This window comes from Micromonospora sp. NBRC 107095 (genome assembly GCF_030269705.1).
Classification (GTDB): Bacteria; Actinomycetota; Actinomycetes; order Mycobacteriales; family Micromonosporaceae; genus Micromonospora; species Micromonospora parva.
The window spans coordinates 36,387-53,073 of the sequence record NZ_BSTU01000003.1; the positions used below are offsets into that span (position 1 = coordinate 36,387).

Annotated in this window: 14 protein-coding genes, 1 tRNA gene and 1 pseudogene; 6 read left to right on the forward strand and 10 right to left on the reverse strand. The window is 69.7% G+C overall.

Annotation, left to right across the window (positions count from 1 at the left end):
* Positions 1–1,182, reverse strand: a complete 1,182-nt coding sequence (coaE, locus tag QSK15_RS16955; RefSeq protein ID WP_285795178.1) for a dephospho-CoA kinase — start codon at positions 1,180–1,182, stop codon at positions 1–3.
* Positions 1,183–1,346: 164 nt separating this feature from the next.
* Positions 1,347–2,855: a 30S ribosomal protein S1 gene (rpsA, locus tag QSK15_RS16960; protein WP_285795179.1), complete on the reverse strand. Its 1,509-nt coding sequence runs from the start codon at positions 2,853–2,855 to the stop codon at positions 1,347–1,349.
* Positions 2,856–3,296: 441 nt separating this feature from the next.
* Between rpsA and QSK15_RS16965 the strand changes: the two genes are divergently transcribed.
* The 4 genes and pseudogenes from QSK15_RS16965 to QSK15_RS16980 form a co-directional block, all read left to right on the forward strand.
* On the forward strand, positions 3,297–4,103 hold the full coding sequence (locus tag QSK15_RS16965; protein ID WP_285795180.1) for a class I SAM-dependent methyltransferase: 807 nt from the start codon (positions 3,297–3,299) through the stop codon (positions 4,101–4,103).
* Positions 4,104–4,160: 57 nt separating this feature from the next.
* The gene (locus QSK15_RS16970; protein WP_285795181.1) at positions 4,161–4,763 is read left to right on the forward strand and encodes a Uma2 family endonuclease; all 603 of its coding nucleotides are present in this window, start codon (positions 4,161–4,163) and stop codon (positions 4,761–4,763) included.
* A gap of 36 nt (positions 4,764–4,799) precedes the next feature.
* Positions 4,800–5,018 (forward strand): hypervirulence associated TUDOR domain-containing protein, encoded by a 219-nt coding sequence (locus QSK15_RS16975; RefSeq protein WP_285795182.1) that lies wholly within the window; start codon positions 4,800–4,802, stop codon positions 5,016–5,018.
* Positions 5,005–5,352, forward strand: a pseudogene (locus tag QSK15_RS16980) (DUF3140 domain-containing protein); the annotation flags it as partial. The gene QSK15_RS16975 and the pseudogene QSK15_RS16980, both read left to right, overlap by 14 nt.
* Before the next feature lie 334 nt (positions 5,353–5,686).
* Here QSK15_RS16980 and polA read toward each other — a convergent pair.
* The 8 genes from polA to QSK15_RS17020 form a co-directional block, all read right to left on the reverse strand.
* On the reverse strand, positions 5,687–8,386 hold the full coding sequence (gene polA / locus QSK15_RS16985; RefSeq protein ID WP_285795183.1) for a DNA polymerase I: 2,700 nt from the start codon (positions 8,384–8,386) through the stop codon (positions 5,687–5,689).
* A gap of 127 nt (positions 8,387–8,513) precedes the next feature.
* Entirely contained in the window at positions 8,514–9,227 is a 714-nt protein-coding gene (locus tag QSK15_RS16990) for an ABC transporter ATP-binding protein (protein WP_030334337.1), read from the reverse strand.
* Positions 9,214–10,155: an ABC transporter ATP-binding protein gene (locus QSK15_RS16995; RefSeq protein WP_285795184.1), complete on the reverse strand. Its 942-nt coding sequence runs from the start codon at positions 10,153–10,155 to the stop codon at positions 9,214–9,216. The genes QSK15_RS16990 and QSK15_RS16995 overlap by 14 nt, the downstream gene beginning before the upstream one ends.
* Complete coding sequence (locus tag QSK15_RS17000) at positions 10,148–11,305, reverse strand: branched-chain amino acid ABC transporter permease (RefSeq protein ID WP_285795185.1); 1,158 nt, start codon at positions 11,303–11,305, stop codon at positions 10,148–10,150. The genes QSK15_RS16995 and QSK15_RS17000 overlap by 8 nt, the downstream gene beginning before the upstream one ends.
* On the reverse strand, positions 11,302–12,285 hold the full coding sequence (locus tag QSK15_RS17005) for a branched-chain amino acid ABC transporter permease (protein WP_285795186.1): 984 nt from the start codon (positions 12,283–12,285) through the stop codon (positions 11,302–11,304). The genes QSK15_RS17000 and QSK15_RS17005 overlap by 4 nt, the downstream gene beginning before the upstream one ends.
* 67 nt (positions 12,286–12,352) lie before the next feature.
* Positions 12,353–13,504, reverse strand: coding sequence for a branched-chain amino acid ABC transporter substrate-binding protein (locus QSK15_RS17010; protein WP_285795187.1), 1,152 nt, complete (start codon positions 13,502–13,504; stop codon positions 12,353–12,355).
* A gap of 365 nt (positions 13,505–13,869) precedes the next feature.
* Positions 13,870–15,048: a hypothetical protein gene (locus QSK15_RS17015; RefSeq protein ID WP_285795188.1), complete on the reverse strand. Its 1,179-nt coding sequence runs from the start codon at positions 15,046–15,048 to the stop codon at positions 13,870–13,872.
* Between the two features lie 66 nt (positions 15,049–15,114).
* Positions 15,115–15,738 (reverse strand): ANTAR domain-containing response regulator, encoded by a 624-nt coding sequence (locus tag QSK15_RS17020; protein ID WP_285795189.1) that lies wholly within the window; start codon positions 15,736–15,738, stop codon positions 15,115–15,117.
* 83 nt (positions 15,739–15,821) lie between these two features.
* On the opposite strand from QSK15_RS17020, the gene QSK15_RS17025 reads away from it, so the two are divergent.
* Both QSK15_RS17025 and QSK15_RS17030 read left to right on the forward strand, forming a co-directional pair.
* Positions 15,822–15,904, forward strand: a tRNA-Leu gene (locus tag QSK15_RS17025).
* Between the two features lie 32 nt (positions 15,905–15,936).
* Entirely contained in the window at positions 15,937–16,686 is a 750-nt protein-coding gene (locus QSK15_RS17030) for a transcriptional regulator (RefSeq protein ID WP_285795190.1), read from the forward strand.
* Position 16,687 lies beyond the last annotated feature (1 nt).

Consider the following 16,687-nt stretch of genomic DNA (forward strand, 5'->3'; position numbering starts at 1 on the left):
TCAGGCCTGCCAGCCGGTCTGCGTGGCCCACTGCTCGGCCCGCAGGTACTCCTCGTCGAACCACGGGTTCCGGATCGTGCCGGAATCGCCGGCCTCCGGCGCCGAGGCGACCAGGTCCCGCTTGAGCAGCAGGTACGCGGCCCGCTGATCCGGGTCGGCGCGCAGGTAGTCACGCATCAGCAACGCGTACCGCCAGCCCGGTGAATCCGCCAGCCGCACGTGCAGACGAACCGGGCGGGCCGGGTCCGCGCTGCCGTGCAGCCGCTTCTCCCAACGCCCCCTGCCGGCCGGGCGCGGGTCGTCCCACCACTGTCCCGGCACGCGCGGGAACCCGGCGCTCGCCAGCCGGTCGGCCAACGGCCCGTCGGCGTCGGCGAGACTCCCGACCGCCACCTGCACGTCGATGACGTTCTCCGCGGCGAGGCCGGGCACCGCCGTCGCGCCGATGTGGTCGATACGCAGGGCGGCCGAGCCGAGCGCGTGCTGGATCCGGGCGGCCAGCCGCTCGTACTGCTCCGACCAGCTCGCGTCGGCTCCGGTCGACGCCGCCGGGTCCGGCGGGACCACCCGCCGCTGGCGCAGGTTGTCCTCGTAGGGCACCAGCCGTTGCCGCCAGAGCGCGTCGACGGCGTCGTGCAGCGCCGTCAGACTGCCGTCATTGGTCAGCACCACGTCGGCCACCGCCCGGCGGCGGGCGTCGTCGGCCTGGGCGGCGATCCGCCGCTCGGCCTCCGCGTGACTCATCCCCCGGTCGCGCGCCAGCCGCTCCAGCCGGGTCGGCACGGCCGTCTGCACCACGACCACCAGGTGGTACGTCGGCGCGAGACCCACCTCGACCAGCAGCGGCACGTCGTTGACGACGATCGCGTCGGGTGCCGCCGCGGCGGTCAGCTCCGCGGTGCGGGCCCGGACCCGGGGGTGGGTGATCGCCTCCAGCCGGCGCCGGGCAGCCTCGTCGGCGAACACCACCGCTCCCAGGGCGGCCCGGTCCAGCGCGCCGTCGGTGTCCAGCACGGCGTCGGAGAAGGCCGCCACGATCTCGGCCAGCCCGTCCGTACCCGGCGCCACCACCTCCCGGGCCACCTGGTCGGCGTCGATGAGCACCGCGCCCCGCTCGACGAGCCGCGCGGCCACCGCGCTCTTGCCCGACCCGATCCCGCCGGTCAACCCCACCCTCAGCACCCGAACAGTCAACCGGATCCACCAGCCCGTCGCCAAACCCGCCCACCACCCGGCGAACCGCCGACCGCTCCGACCGGCGCAGCTCGCGTAGGGCAGGTATGGCGAGGGCCCCGCCCCCAGCGATCCGGAGATCGCGGGGACGGGGCCCGTCGTCGTTCAGCGGGTCACTTACCGCCGGCGAGCTTCTCCCGCAGTGCGGCGAGCGCCTCGTCGGTGGCCAGGGTGCCGGCCGGCTCCTCGGCCTGCCGGCTCGGGGCCGGGCTGGACGAGGAGGTGGTGCCCCCGCCGCCACCGGCAGCGGCCGGGACGACCGGAGTCGGGTTGGCAGCGGCCTCGGCGTCGGCGGCCCGAGAGGTCTGCACCTGCTTGGTGTGGGCCTCCCAGCGCTGACGAGCCTCGGCGTACTGGTTCTCCCAGGTCTCGCGCTGCTTGTCGTACCCCTCGAGCCACTCGCCCGTCTCCGGGTCGAAGCCCTCCGGGTAGATGTAGTTGCCCTCGGTGTCGTACGTCGCGGCCATGCCGTAGAGGGTCGGGTCGAAGTGCTCCTCGCCCTCGACGAAGCCCTCGTTGGCCTGCTTGAGCGACAGCGAGATCCGACGACGCTCCAGGTCGATGTCGATGACCTTGACCATGACCTCGGAGCCGACCTGGACGACCTGCTCCGGGATCTCCACGTGGCGCTCGGCCAGCTCGGAGATGTGGACCAGGCCCTCGATGCCGTCGTCCACGCGGACGAACGCACCGAACGGAACCAGCTTGGTGACCTTACCCGGCACGATCTGCTGGATCGCGTGGGTGCGGGCGAACTGCCGCCACGGGTCCTCCTGGGTCGCCTTCAGCGACAGCGAGACCCGCTCGCGGTCCAGGTCGACGTCCAGGACCTCGACCTCGACCTCCTGGCCCACCTCGACGACCTCGGACGGGTGGTCGATGTGCTTCCAGGAGAGCTCGGAGACGTGCACCAGGCCGTCGACGCCGCCCAGGTCCACGAAGGCGCCGAAGTTGACGATCGAGGACACGACGCCCTTGCGGACCTGGCCCTTCTGCAGCTTGTTGAGGAACTCGGTGCGCACCTCGGACTGCGTCTGCTCCAGCCAGGCCCGGCGGGACAGGACCACGTTGTTGCGGTTCTTGTCCAGCTCGATGATCTTGGCCTCGAGCTCCCGCCCGACGTACGGCTGCAGGTCGCGCACCCGACGCATCTCGACCAGGGACGCGGGCAGGAAGCCGCGCAGCCCGATGTCGAGGATGAGGCCGCCCTTGACCACCTCGATGACCGAACCGCGGACGACGCCGTCCTCGTCCTTGATCTTCTCGATCGTGCCCCAGGCCCGCTCGTACTGTGCCCGCTTCTTGGAGAGGATCAGACGACCCTCCTTGTCCTCCTTCTGGAGGACCAGGGCCTCGATGTGGTCGCCAACCGTCACAACCTCGGCCGGGTCCACGTCGTGCTTGATCGACAACTCCCGAGAGGGGATGACACCCTCGGTCTTGTAGCCGATGTCGAGCAGGACCTCGTCCCGATCGACCTTGACGACGGTGCCTTCGACAATGTCGCCGTCGTTGAAGTACTTGATGGTCTCGTCGATCGCGGCGAGGAAAGCCTCCTCGGAACCGAGATCGTCGTGGGTGACCCGGGTGGCGCTCGAGGGGGCCTCGATGCTGCTCGTCATGTGGGCGGTTGCTCCGGTCGGTGGGTTGTCACAGCAGGCTGGTGTGTCGCAGTGACCCGTTCGCGCCAGCGGATCCGTCGCCGGGCACACCGAACGATCGCCTAGTGAGATCATGATGTGGCTCCGTCGACCGCGCACCTGCTCCCTGCCGAGGCAACGCGATCCGCGAGCGCATCGTCTAGCCTACCGTGCGCATTACCACAGCGTGCAAGCCCTCCCAGGTTCTCTCCACACGATGACCTGCGAAAGCCGAACAATCGCCCGGAAAACACCCCTGCTGTCTCGTGCGTCACAGCAGCCCCGTACGCCTCGTCGCCGCCGTGCCTGATCGACTCGGGTTGCCGGGTCCGCACGCCCCACCGCCGCCGAGGACGAGCCGGTCACCGAGATCTCCGACGCGCCGTCGTACCCAATCGAGCGGGTGGGGCCTAGCGTGGGCGCGTGGATGACGACAGCCGGGTTACCCGGCGCCGGGTGGGTGACGCCGAAACGCGGCGCGCCAACCGCGGCTGGTGGGACACCGACGCGGACGACTACCAGGCCGAACACGGCGCGTTCCTCGGCGACGTGGACTTCGTCTGGTGCCCCGAGGGCCTGCGCGAGGCCGACGCGCGGCTGCTCGGCGACGTGTCGGGGCGACGGGTGCTGGAGGTGGGCGCCGGCGCCGCGGCCGGCGCCCGCTGGCTCGCCACCCAGGGTGCCCGGCCGGTCGCCTTCGACCTGTCCGCCGGCATGTTGCGGCACGCCGCCGCGGCCGCCGACCGCACCGGGGTACGCGTACCGCTGGTGCAGGCCGACGCGCTCGCCCTGCCGTTCGCCGACCGGTCGTTCGACGTCGCCTGCACCGCGTTCGGCGCGATCCCGTTCGTGGACGACTCGGCGGCACTGCTCGCCGAGGTGCACCGGGTGCTGCGCCCGGGCGGCCGGTGGGTGTTCTCGGTGACCCATCCGATGCGTTGGATCTTCCTCGACGACCCCGGCGAGGGCGGGCTGACGGCGGTGCACTCGTACTTCGACCGCTCCCCCTACGTGGAGCAGGACGAGAACGGGGTGGCCACCTACGTCGAGCAGCACCGCACCCTCGGCGACCGGATCCGGGAACTGGTCGGCGCCGGGTTCCGGCTGCTCGACCTGGTGGAGCCGGAGTGGCCCGAGGGGCACGAGGGGACCTGGGGGCAGTGGAGCCCGCTGCGCGGACGGCTCTTCCCCGGCACCGCCATCTTCGTCACCGAGAAGCCGGCCGGGTGAACGCGTCGCACCCGCGGTCCGACCTGCGATCCATCGATCGCCGGTAGGCTCAGCCCCATGAGCGCCGAGCCCATCCCGACATCACCTGGCCCCTGGTGTCCGGATCCGATGCGGCAGCAGCGTGCCGACTACACGCTGGAGGACCTGCTCGCCCTGCCGGACGACGCCCCCCGCGTCGAACTCGTCGACGGAGTTGTCCAGGTGACACCCTCCCCCACCCTGGGCCATCAAGACATCTCGTTCCTGCTGCGTATGTGGCTCCACACGCACGCCCCGGCCCACCTGCGGGTCTCACAGGCCGTCGGAGTCGCACTCAGCCGCAACACCAGCCGGCAGCCGGACGTGCTGCTCTGTCGCGCCGAGGTGCCGTCCAACCGGTCCACGTTACGGCCGGCGGACGTCGTACTCGCCGTGGAGATCGTCTCGCCCGGCACGCGACGGATCGACCGGTTCGCGAAGCCCGGGGAGTACGCCGCCGCCAACATTCCCTTCTACTGGCGCATCGAGCAGGACCCGGTGCACGTCTACGCGTACCGGATCGGCGACCACGTGGGGCCGGGCGGTGAGCGGCAGTACGAGCTGGTCGCCGATGGCGCCGACGTGATCGAGCTGACCGAGCCGTTCGACATCAAGCTGCCGATCGCCGAGATCACGCCGTAGCCGTTTCGCCCCCCGGGCGTCGGGTAGCCGAGGGGCATGGCCGAACAGAGATTCCACAAGGGCGACCATGTCTCCTGGTCGGCCCACGGCAGCCGCGCGTACGGCGTGGTGCAGGAGAGCATCACCGAACGGACCCGGATCCGGGGGCGGGCCGTGAACGCGGCGCCCGACGATCCGCAGTACCGGGTCCGCAGTGACGGCACGGGCCGCGACGTGGCCCACCGCCCCGAGGCGCTGCGCCATGAGCAGGGCTGACGACAAGGGCCGGGACACCTACCGGGAGTTCACCGAGGCGGTGAACATGAAGCCCGGTGAGCTGTCGTCCTGGCTGGAGACCGACGAGTCGAAGCAGGTTGGCTGGCACAAGGGCGGTCGTTCCGGAGGCGGCGAGTCCGTCGGGCACGAGTCCGGCCGGAAGATCGTCAACCTGTTGCGTCGTAAGCGCAGCGATCTGTCCGAGGGCGACTACAAGCACATGCGCAAGGTGGTCGGCTACGTACGCCGGCACATGGCGCAACGCCCCTCCGGCAACACACGCGACACCAAGTGGCGCTGGTCCCTCATGAACTGGGGCCACGACCCGATGAAGTGAACGATCCGGCCCGCCCGCACGGGCTCCGGCTGCAAGATCTCCGCAACTTCGGTGAAGGTGCTTCCTCAGAACGCCAAGACCCAGCACTTTCCCGGAAGTTGCGCGGATCAAGCACGTGCCCGGCGGGACGGGACCGGGCTCAGCGAGATCGAGTGCGGCGACACATACGGCCACCGACGCGACTGGGGTGACCAGGTCAGGGGTTCCGGGGCAGACCGACCCGCGCAGGGATCAAGCCTGACCGCCCGGAGCGGGGCCGGCTGCCCCGAAACCCCCACCGCAACCCTGCGACCCAGCGGAACCGACCCGCAACGGAGCCGAGCCACGAGACTCAGTGATCGGCGCTGTTCCAGTCCCGGCCCAGGCCGACGGACACCTCGAGCGGTACCGACAGCGGGTACGCCTCGCCCATCTCCCGCCGGACCAGTGCCTCCAACGCCTCCCGTTCACCCGGCGCGACCTCGAAGACCAACTCGTCGTGCACCTGCAGGAGCATCCGTGAACGCAGCCCGGCCTCGCGGATCGCGGTGTCGACGTGCAGCATCGCCACCTTGATGATGTCGGCGGCGGAGCCCTGGATGGGGGCGTTGAGCGCCATCCGCTCAGCGATGTCACGCCGCTGCCGGTTGTCGCTGACCAGGTCGGGCAGGTAGCGGCGCCGGCCCAGGATGGTGGAGGTGTAGCCGTCCTGGCGGGCCCGGGCGACCACCTGCTGGAGGTAGTCGCGCACCCCGCCGAAGCCGGCGAAGTAGTTCTCCATCAACCCGCGCGCCTCTTCGGTGCTGATGTTGAGCTGTTGGGACAGGCCGAAGGCGCTGAGACCGTACGCCAGGCCGTAGTTCATGGCCTTGATCTTGCGGCGCTGATCGGGTGTGACCTCGTCGAGCGGCACCCCGAAGACCGACGAGGCGGTGGCGGCGTGGAAGTCGGCGCCGGAGTTGAACGCGTCGATCAGCGCGTCGTCCGAGCTGAGGTGCGCCATGATGCGCATCTCGATCTGGCTGTAGTCGGCGGTGAGCAGACTCTCGTAGCCCTCCCCCACCACGAAGGCCCGGCGGATGCGGCGGCCCTCCTCGGTGCGGATCGGGATGTTCTGCAGGTTGGGCTCGGTGGAGGAGAGCCGACCGGTGGCCGCCACTGTCTGGTTGAAGGTGGTGTGGATCCGGCCGTCGTCGGAGACCGACTTGAGCAGACCGTCGACTGTCGACTTGAGCTTGGCCACGTCCCGGTGGCGCAGCAGGTGGGCCAGCACCGGGTGCGGCTGCTGCGCGTAGAGCCACTGCAGAGCGTCGGCGTCGGTGGTGTAACCCGTCTTGATCTTCTTGGTCTTGGGCAGGCCCAGCTCGGTGAAGAGGATCTCCTGCAACTGCTTGGGCGAGCCGAGGTTGAACTCCCGGCCCACCGCCTCGTACGCGCCCTGCGCGGCGGCCTTCACCTCGGCGGCGAAGTGGGCCTCCAGCTCGGAGAGGTAGTCGGTGTCGGCGGCGATGCCGGTGCTCTCCATGGTGGCCAGCACCCGCATCAACGGCAGCTCCACGCCCGCCATGAGCCGGGCGGACTGCTCACCGTCGCGGGACAGCTCGGCGTCGATCGCGTCGGCCAGGTCGAGGGTCGCCCGGGCCTGGAGCATCAGGTTCTGCTCGACCACCCCTTCGTCGCCGAGCCCGTCGAGGGTGAGCTGGCCGGACTCCGGGACGTCCACCCGCAGCTCCCGGTGCAGATAGCGCAGCGCCAGGTCGGTCAGGTCGTAGGACCGCTGGTCGGGCCGGGCCAGGTACGCGGCGATCTGGGTGTCCCGGACGATGCCGGTGAGCTGCCAGCCGTGGGCGGCGCAGGCCAGCACGGCCGGCTTGCTGTCGTGCAGGACCTTGGGGCGCTGCGCGTCGGCCAACCAGCCGGCCAGGGCGGCCTCGTCGGTCGGGTCGAGCTGCGCCGGGTCGACCCAGGCCGCCGCGCCGCCGGCGGTGGCCAACGCGAGACCGGTGATCGAGGCGGTGTGCCGGCGGTTGGGGCCTGTGTCGAGTTTGACCGCCAACCCGACCGGGGTGCCGGTCGGGACGTGCGTGCTCAGCCACCCGGCCAGCGCGCCGGGCTCGGTGAGCACCTCGCCGGCCAGGTCGAAGCCGGACTCGGCCTCCGGCTCGACCGCCTCCAGGTACTGGTAGAGCCGGTCGCGCAGGATGCGGAACTCCAGGGTGTCGAAGACCTGGTGCACCGCCTCGCGGTCCCAACCCGTCCAGCGGGCGTCCTCCGGGCGCAGCGGCAGCTCCAGGTCGGAGACGAGGCAGTTGATCTCGTAGTTGCGGATCACGTCGGCGAGCCGCTCCCGCAGGCTGTCGCCGGCCTTGCCCTTGATCTCGTCGGCCCGGGCGATCACGCCCTCCACCCCGCCGTAGGTGGTGATCCACTTGGCGGCGGTCTTCGGACCGACGCCCGGGATGCCGGGCAGGTTGTCGCTGGTCTCGCCGACCAGCGCGGCGAGATCCCGGTACTGCTGAGGCGGGACGCCGTACTTCGCCTCGATCGCTGCCGGGTTCATCCGGGCCAGGTCGGAGACGCCCTTGCGCGGGTAGAGGACGGTGATCTGATCGTCGACCAGCTGGAACGCGTCGCGGTCACCGCTGCTGATCAGCACCGACATGCCCTGGTCGCGGGCCTGGCAGGCGAGCGTGGCGATCACGTCGTCGGCCTCGAAGCCCTCCTTCTCGACCACCGGGATCTGCAGCGCGGCCAGCACCTCCTTGACCAGGCTGACCTGGCCCTTGAAGTCGGTCGGCGTCTCGCTGCGGCCGGCCTTGTACTCCGCGTACTTGTCGGTGCGGAAGGAGCGGCGGGAGACGTCGAAGGCCACCACGATGTGGGTGGGCTGCTCGTCGCGCAACACGTTGATCAGCATCGAGGTGAAGCCGTACACCGCGTTGGTCGGCTGACCCGTCGTGGTGGAGAAGTTTTCCACGGGCAGGGCGAAGAAGGCCCGGTATGCCATGGAATGTCCGTCGACGAGAAGCAGGCGCGGTGTCGTAGCTGTCACGGCAGCGACTCTAGTCCGTCGCACCGACATCCCCGACCTTCGGCACGGGTGCCGGAACGACTGCCGACCCGAACGCCGGCGGCCGGCCACCCCCGCGAGGGGATGACCGGCCGCCGACTCGGGTGGCTCAGGCCACGCCGAGGTACGCCTCCTTGACCGACGGGTCGTGGAGCAGGTCCTGACCGGACCCCTCCTTCACGATCCGACCGGTCTCCAGCACGTAACCGCGGTGTGCCCGCGACAGCGCCTGCTGGGCGTTCTGCTCCACCAGCAGGATCGTGGTGCCCTGCTGGTTGATCTCCGTGATGATGTCGAAGATCTGCCGGATCACCAGCGGGGCCAGCCCCATCGACGGCTCGTCGAGCAGCAGCAGCTTCGGTCGGCTCATCAGCGCCCGGCCGACGGCGAGCATCTGCTGCTCACCGCCGGAGAGGGTGCCACCGGCCTGCTTGCGGCGCTCGGCCAACCGCGGGAAGAGGGTCAGCACCCGGTCCAGGTCGGCGGCGATGCCGGCGGAGTCCCGCCGGGTGTACGCCCCCATGTCCAGGTTCTCCATGACCGTCATACCCGGGAAGATCTGCCGTCCCTCCGGCGACTGGCACAGCCCCCGGACCACCCGCAGGTCGGCCCGGAGCTTGCTGATGTCCTCGCCGTTGAACGTGATCTTCCCGGCGGCCAGCGACCGGGTCCCGGAGATGGCCCGCATGGTGGTGGTCTTGCCGGCGCCGTTCGCGCCGATCAGGGCCACCACCTCACCCTCGTTCACGGTGAGGCTGATCCCGTGCAGCGCCTCGATCCGGCCGTACGCGACGGCGACGTTCTCCAGCTCAAGCAGCGTCATCGGCGGGCTCCCCCAGGTACGCGGCGATCACCTTCGGATCGCGGCTGACCTCCGCGGGCGCACCCTCGGCGATCTTGCGGCCGAACTCCAGCACCACGATCCGGTCGGTGACACCCATGACCAGCCGCATGTCGTGCTCGATGAGCAGGACGGTCAGGCCCATGTCACGGATCTTGCGGATCAGGGTGAGGAGCTCCTCCTTCTCCGCCGGGTTGAAGCCGGCGGCCGGCTCGTCCAGGCAGATCAGCTTCGGCTCGGTGGCCAACGCGCGGGCGATCTCCAACCGACGCTGGTAGCCGTACGGCAGGTTGCGCGCCTCGTCGTTGGCCCGGTCGGCGATGCCGACGAAGCGCAGCAACTCCAGCGCCTTGGTCTCGGCCGCCCGCTCCTCCAGAATGTGCCGGGACAGGCCGAAGACCTTGGCCGCCGACAGCCGCAGCTGCTGCCAGGCCCGGACGATCCCGGACGCGGCAGTGACCTGCGGCAGTTCCTCCGGCTTGGGCCGCACCCGGTAGAGCCGGAACAGCGCCCCGGGCACGCTCGTCTTGTGCCGCGAGTCGGTCCCGACCATCACGTTCTCGAGCGCCGTCATCTCCGGGAAGAGCCGGATGTTCTGGAACGTCCGGGAGATGCCCAGCTGGCTGATCTGGTGCGGCTTGCGGCCGGTCACCTTCTGGCCACGGAACCGAACCGCGCCGGAGGTCGGCTTGTAGACCCCGGTCATCACGTTGAAGCTGGTGGTCTTGCCAGCCCCGTTCGGCCCGATGAGGCCGAGGATCTCGCCCTCGTAGATCTGGAAATTGATCTTGTCGAGGGCGACCACTCCGCCGAAGCGGAGCGTGACGTCGTCGACTTCGAGCAGCACCGACCGAGGTCCGGGCTGAGCCGGGATCTTCGGCGCGGACGTGCTGGTGGTCTGGTCAGACATGAGCGGGCGCCTCCTCTGCCTCTGCCGCGCGGTCCTTCAACTCGCGGGCACGCCGCCGGCTCGGGATCAGACCCTGTGGACGCAGGATCATCACCAGCACCATGGCCAGACCGAACACCAGCCACCGGTAGTCGGCGAAGTCCCGGAACCGTTCCGGCAGGTACGCCAGCAGCACCGCGCCGAGCGAGACGCCGATCATGTTGCCGGAGCCACCGACCACCACCATCGCCACGAACAGGATGGACAGGTTCGCGTTGAACTGGGTCGGGTCGATGAACGCGTTGCGGCTGCCGAACAGGAAGCCGGACAGGCCACCGAGGGCCGCGCCGATGGCGAACGCCCAGAGCTTGAACTTGAACGGGTAGACGCCCATCACCGCGGCGGCGTCCTCGTCCTCCCGCACCGCCAACCACGCCCGGCCGACCCGGCTGTGCTCCAGCCGACGGACCAGGAACACCATGATCAGCACGAACGTGATCGCCAACCAGTACCACGGCTTCGCGTCGATCAGACCGAAGACCTTGTTGTCCGGCGACGGCGCACCCTCGGGACCAGGGATGGCCGAGATGCCGACCGGGCCGTTGGTCAGACCGGTGGCGTTACGGGCCACGATGCGGATGATCTCGCCGAAGCCCAGCGTCACGATGGCCAGGTAGTCACCGCGCAGCCGCAGCGTCGGCCAGCCCAGCAGCACCCCGGAGATCATCGTCAGCACGATCGCGATGAACAGGCAGATCGCCCAGGTCACCGCCCAGGTCGGCGGCAGGTCGAACTCCTGCTGGATCCACTTCACCACCGGCGAGTTCACCGAACCGAACAGCGCCACGCTGTACGCCCCGATGGCGAAGAAGCCGATGTAGCCCAGGTCGAGCAGGCCGGCGAGGCCGACCACCACGTTCAGGCCGATCGCGACCAGCACGTAGATGGCGCAGACGAAGAGCACGCCCGCCCAGTTGTTGCCGCCCTGGATCGAGTCGGTGCGCAACCAGGTCAGGCCCGGGATGCCGAGCAGGGGCAGGTAGTAGAGGATCGCCACGAAGGCGGCGAGACCGAGGGCCTGCTGCCACTTCGCCAGCGCCCGCCAGCGGTCGCCGATGGAGGTCAGCATGCCGACCCGGCGGCGGTCTGCGGAGCGAATCTTGTCGATCATGCGCGGGCCCTCCCGAGCGACTCACCCAACAGGCCGGTGGGCCGGAACATCAGCACCACGATCAGCACCACGAAGGCGATGACGTCCTCCCAGTTGGACGCGAAGAGCGTCGCGCCGTAAACCTCGACGATGCCCAGGAAGAGACCACCCAGCAGCGCGCCGCGCAGGTTGCCGATACCACCGAGCACCGCGGCCGTGAACGCCTTCAGACCGAGCACGAAGCCGATGCTGTTCTGCGTGAAGCCGAACCGCATGCTCCACAGCAGCGCGGCGGCGCCGGCCATGATGCCACCGAGCACGAAGATCAGCATGATCACGCGCTCCTGGTTGACGCCCATCAGCGCGGCGGTCTCCGGGTTCTGGGCCACCGCCCGCACACCCCGGCCGTACCGGGTGCGGTTGATGAACCAGTCGAGCACCGCCATCATCGCCACGGCCGCCACGAAGACGATCAGCTGGATGTTCGTGATCGCGGTGTTGCCGATGGTGAACAGGGTCTCCTGCTGGATGATCGTCGGCATACCGACGATCTGCCGGGGCCGGCCGAACACATCCGGCAGGGCGCCGCCGAGCAACTCGGGCAGCACCTGACCGAACAGCTCCACGAAGACCAGTGACAGGCCGATCGCGGTGATCAGGAAGATCAGCGGGGGCGCGTTCTTGCGCCGCAGCGGCCGGTACGCGACCCGTTCGAGCGCCAGGGCCGTACCGCCGGAGGCGACCGCCGCGACGACCAGACCGAGCACCAGGAACAGGATCGCCTGGCCGATCGGCGGGTTATTTTCCACACCGAGTTGGTTCCACAGGATCAGCACCGCGAAGGTACCGACCATGAACACCTCGGAGTGCGCAAAGTTGATAAGGCGAAGGACGCCGTAGACGAGGGTGTAGCCAAGGGCGATCAGGGCATAGATGGCGCCCTTGGAAAGGCCGTCGACCGTGTGCTGGCCGAGATGGCCGATCAGTTCATCGAAATGCACCGGGGGTCTCCTTGAATCGAGTGCGGCCGGGGTGAAACACCCCGGCCGCACTCCATTGCGTGGGGCGTCAGCTGAGCTTGAGCTCCTGCAGCGCTTCGATGGCCTCGCCCTTGATCTGGTAGGCCCAGATGACGACCTTGGTCGGGTCGACGTCACCCTTCGAGTCGAACTTGATGTACTTCGACACACCCTGCTTGTCGTAGGACTTCACGAACGCCAGGATGTCCGCCCGGGTCTTCTTGCCAGCCTTGAAGGCGTCCAGGTAGATCTGCGCGCCGTCGAAGCCCTCAGCACCGTAGGAGCCCGGCGGGATGCCGTACTCCTTCTGGTAGTCGGCGGAGAAGGTGCCGCCGGCCTTGTCGGCCGGGAGGCACGGGCAGGTGATGATCGCGCCCTCGGCACCGCCGGAGGCACCCTTCGGGAACGCGGTGTCGTAGAGACCGTCCGGGCCGACGAACTTGGCCTGGACACCGGCGGCACGCATCTGCTTCACCAGCGGAGCGGCCTCACGGGTGTAACCGCCGTAGAAGACGAAGTCCGCCTGGGCGGCCTTGATCTTGGAGATGGTGGCGTCGAACTGCGCCTGCCGCTCCTGGATCTTGTCCTTGTTCACGACCAGCGGGCCGAGCTGCTTGCCCAGCTCGTCGGTGATACCGGCACCGTAGGCGCTGGCGTCATCGACCATGAAGACCTTCTGCGCGTTCTGGGTCTTCAGGTAGCTGGCCACGGCGCCGGCCTGCGTGCCGTCGTTGCCGACCACGCGGTAGAAGGACGTGTTGCCCTTCTGGGTCAGGTCGGTGCGGGTCGCCGACGGGCTGACCATCGCCAGGCCGGCGGCCTGGTAGATCGGCATCGTGGCGTCCGACTCACCGGAGAAGTGACCACCGATGACACCGAGGAACGAGTTGTCCCCAGCGATCTGGTTCGCGAACGGGGTCGCCACCGCGGGGTCACCCTGGGTGTCGAACTCCTGCATGGTGACCTTGCAGTCCGGGTTCGCCGCGTTGAACTGCTTCACGGCCAGCTTCGCGCCGTTCAACGACGGGATCACCAGACCCGCGTTGTCGCCGGTGAACGCGCCGAAGATCGCGATCTTGCCACCGCAGTCGCCCGACGCGGTCCCACCGTCGCCGCCACCGGAATCCTGGCAACCAGCCGCGACCACCAGGGTCGCGGCGAGCGCTACGGTGCCCAGCGCCCGTACATAGCTTCGCCTCACGGCTTCCTGACCTCCTCGAGATGCGGACGCGGCTGACCCGAAGCGACGGCGACAGCAGCAGACCCGCAATTCCACCCACCCCGCAGGGACTCCCCCTGCGTTACGGCTCGTGATGGCGGAGCGTACCGACACGACATACCGTCCCGGAAGGCCTGAAGGCGGGGTCTGCGAAACCGTTACGAAGACGTGGGCAATCATGTCGATGTCCGTAACAGGTGAATCCGCCGGACGGTCCTTAAAACCACGCCCGGTCGACGTCCAGCAGCACCCAGCCGGCCCGCGCGCACCCGACGAAAGCCGACTGACCTGCGCAAACCCCCGCGCGGGTCAGCTGCTGGGGCGAAACGTCACCGCACCGCCGGCAGTCACGCGCCCAGGCCGGTCGCCCACCACAGCCCGGCCCGGGTGCCGTCGTCCGCCGCCAACCACCACCGGTCACCCACCGCCATCAGCGTCACGTCCCGGTCAACGCCCGCCGGCACATCGAGGGGCATCGTCGCCTCCCGCCACGAGCCACCCCGGTCGGTCGACACCCACACCGAGTGCCGTGCCCCGTCCGTCACCGCGGCGAACAGACTGCCACCGGACGACACCAGCGAGCCCACCCCCGGCACCCCGGCCCCGCCCCGCCGCCCGAACGCGCCGCCAGCCACCCAGCCCGACGCCTCCTGCCGCCACGCGCCGAACGTCCCCCCGCGCAGCCCGACCGCCACCGGCACGCCGTCGGCCAGCACCACCCGCTGCAACTCCTCGTACTCCGGCCCACCCGGCAGCACCGTGCGCCGCCACGACCGCCCGTCCGGCGACGACCACACCGCGGGGTCACGATCGATCCGGCCAGCCGGCAACAGGCCACCCACCGCCAGCCACCCCGACGGCGTCGCCACCGCGTCGAACGCCCAGGTCACCCCCGCCGCGTCACTGGCCAGCTCCGGTGCGCCCTCGACCAGCGTGAACTCCGCCGCGGCCGGCGACGCCACCCAGGACGCCGCCCCCGCCGACCGGTTACCGACGATCAACCAACCTGGCGGGCCGGCAGTCAGCCGGGACACGTTCACCGCCGTCGGCCCGCCGTACGTCTCGAACGGCGCCTGCACCTCGACCAGCGCGCCGTCGGCCACCTGCCGCCACGTGCTCACCCGCGGGTAACCGTGCGCACCGCCCACCTTCGCGCCGATCAGCGCCACCTGCCCGTCCCGGCAGGCCGCCGAGAGGAACACGTTCTGCCGGCCGTAGAAGGAATCCGGACGCACCGGCACCACGGTCCACGTCGTACCGTCCACGCTGGTCCAGGCCGCCGGGCGGGTGCCACCGTCGGCGTCCACGACACCACCGACCACGAACCACCGGCCCGCGCACGACGCCGCGTCCCGCACCAGCGGACGGCCCTCGCCACCCGGCGGCGCCGGCAGCGTCAGCGGCTGCCAACCCGGCCGCAGCGGCGGCACCGGGGCCGTCGTCGACCCCGCGCCGCTCGGCCCGTCGCACCCGGCGAGCAGCAGCACGAAGAGGCCGAACACCGCGATCACCCGTCGGACGGACACCCGTCGATGCTAACCAGCAGAGTCCGCACATGGTGGCCCGGCGCGGCCCGCCGCCGTCGGGACCGCTCAGACGGTCGGCTGCTGCGACATCTCGCCACCCGCGGTCTCCGCGAGGATCCGCTCGGCGACCTCTTTCATGGTCATCCGGTGGTCCATGGCCGTGCGCTGGATCCACTTGAACGCCTGCGGCTCGGTCATCCCGTACGTGGTCATCAGCGCGCCCTTGGCCCGCTCCACCGACTTACGGATCTCCAGGCGGTCGGTCAGGCTCGCGACCTCCGCCTCCAGGGCCGCGACCTCCGAGTACCGCGACAGCGCGATCTCCACCGCCGGGACCAGGTCGCTCTTCTGGAAGGGCTTCACGAGGTACGCCATCGCGCCCGCCGCCCGCGCCCGCTCCACCAGATCACGCTGGCTGAACGCGGTCAAAATGATCACCGGGGCGATCCGGGCGCCGGCGATGCGCTCGGCGGCGGCCAGCCCGTCCATGATCGGCATCTTGATGTCCAGGATGACGAGATCGGGCTTCAACTCCTCGGCCAGGCGGACGGCTGTCTCACCGTCACCGGCCTCCCCCACCACCTCGTAACCCTCTTCGACCAGCATCTCGGCGAGGTCCAGCCGGATCAGCGCCTCGTCCTCGGCGATCAGTACGCGCCTGCGCTCGGCATCCGTCGGCGTCTCAGCCACCAGCCCTACCCCCACCATCGATCACTGCACGGCTACCACCCATGCTCCCGCATGAGAGTAGTCGGGTACAGTAGGCGCCACCCGCCGGGATGGTGGAACGGCATACACGGAAGTCTCAAACACTTCTGCCCGAAAGGGCTTGCGGGTTCGAATCCCGCTCCCGGCACCCTTGTCATACATCTGTTCGACGATGTGGACGTGCATCCACCGCAGATGCGGGCACAGGCCCGCGCACTCCGCGTTCGCGGACACAGCATTCGTGCCGTAGCTCGCAAGCTCTCGTTGCCGTACGCGACCGTCTGGCACTGGTGCGTCGATCGACCCGAACCGGTACGGCGCGGCACGGAACCGCGCTGCTTCCGATGTCGGCCGGATGTCGACAATCCGACCGACCCCGGGGCCTACGCCTACCTGCTCGGTCTCTACCTGGGCGACGGCCACCTGGTGACGACGGCGCGTGTCCCGGTGCTGCGCATCTACTGCTCCAACACCTGGACCGGGCTGATCGAGGCGTGCGATGTGGCCATGCGAGCCGTGTTGGCCTCGAAGGTGCAACGGATTCAGAAGCAGGGTTGCGTGGGCGTGCAGAGTTACGGCCTCCACTGGCCCTGCCTGTTCCCGCAGCACGGTCCCGGCAGGAAGCACGAGCGGCCGATAGTCCTCGCCGACTGGCAACGGCCGATCATCGAACAGCGCCCCGGCGACTTCCTGAGAGGGCTGTTCCACTCCGACGGCTGCCGCACCGCCAACCGGGTGACGGTGCGCGGCAAGGCGTACGTCTACCCGCGCTACATGTTCGTCAACGAGTCGGCCGACATCATGGGCCTCTGCCAGTGGGGCCTCGACCTGCTCGGCGTCGCCTGGCGGATGAACCGGCGCAACTCGCTGTCAGTGGCCCGGCGCGACGCCGTCGTCACCCTGGACCGCCACATCGGCCCGAAGTCCTGAC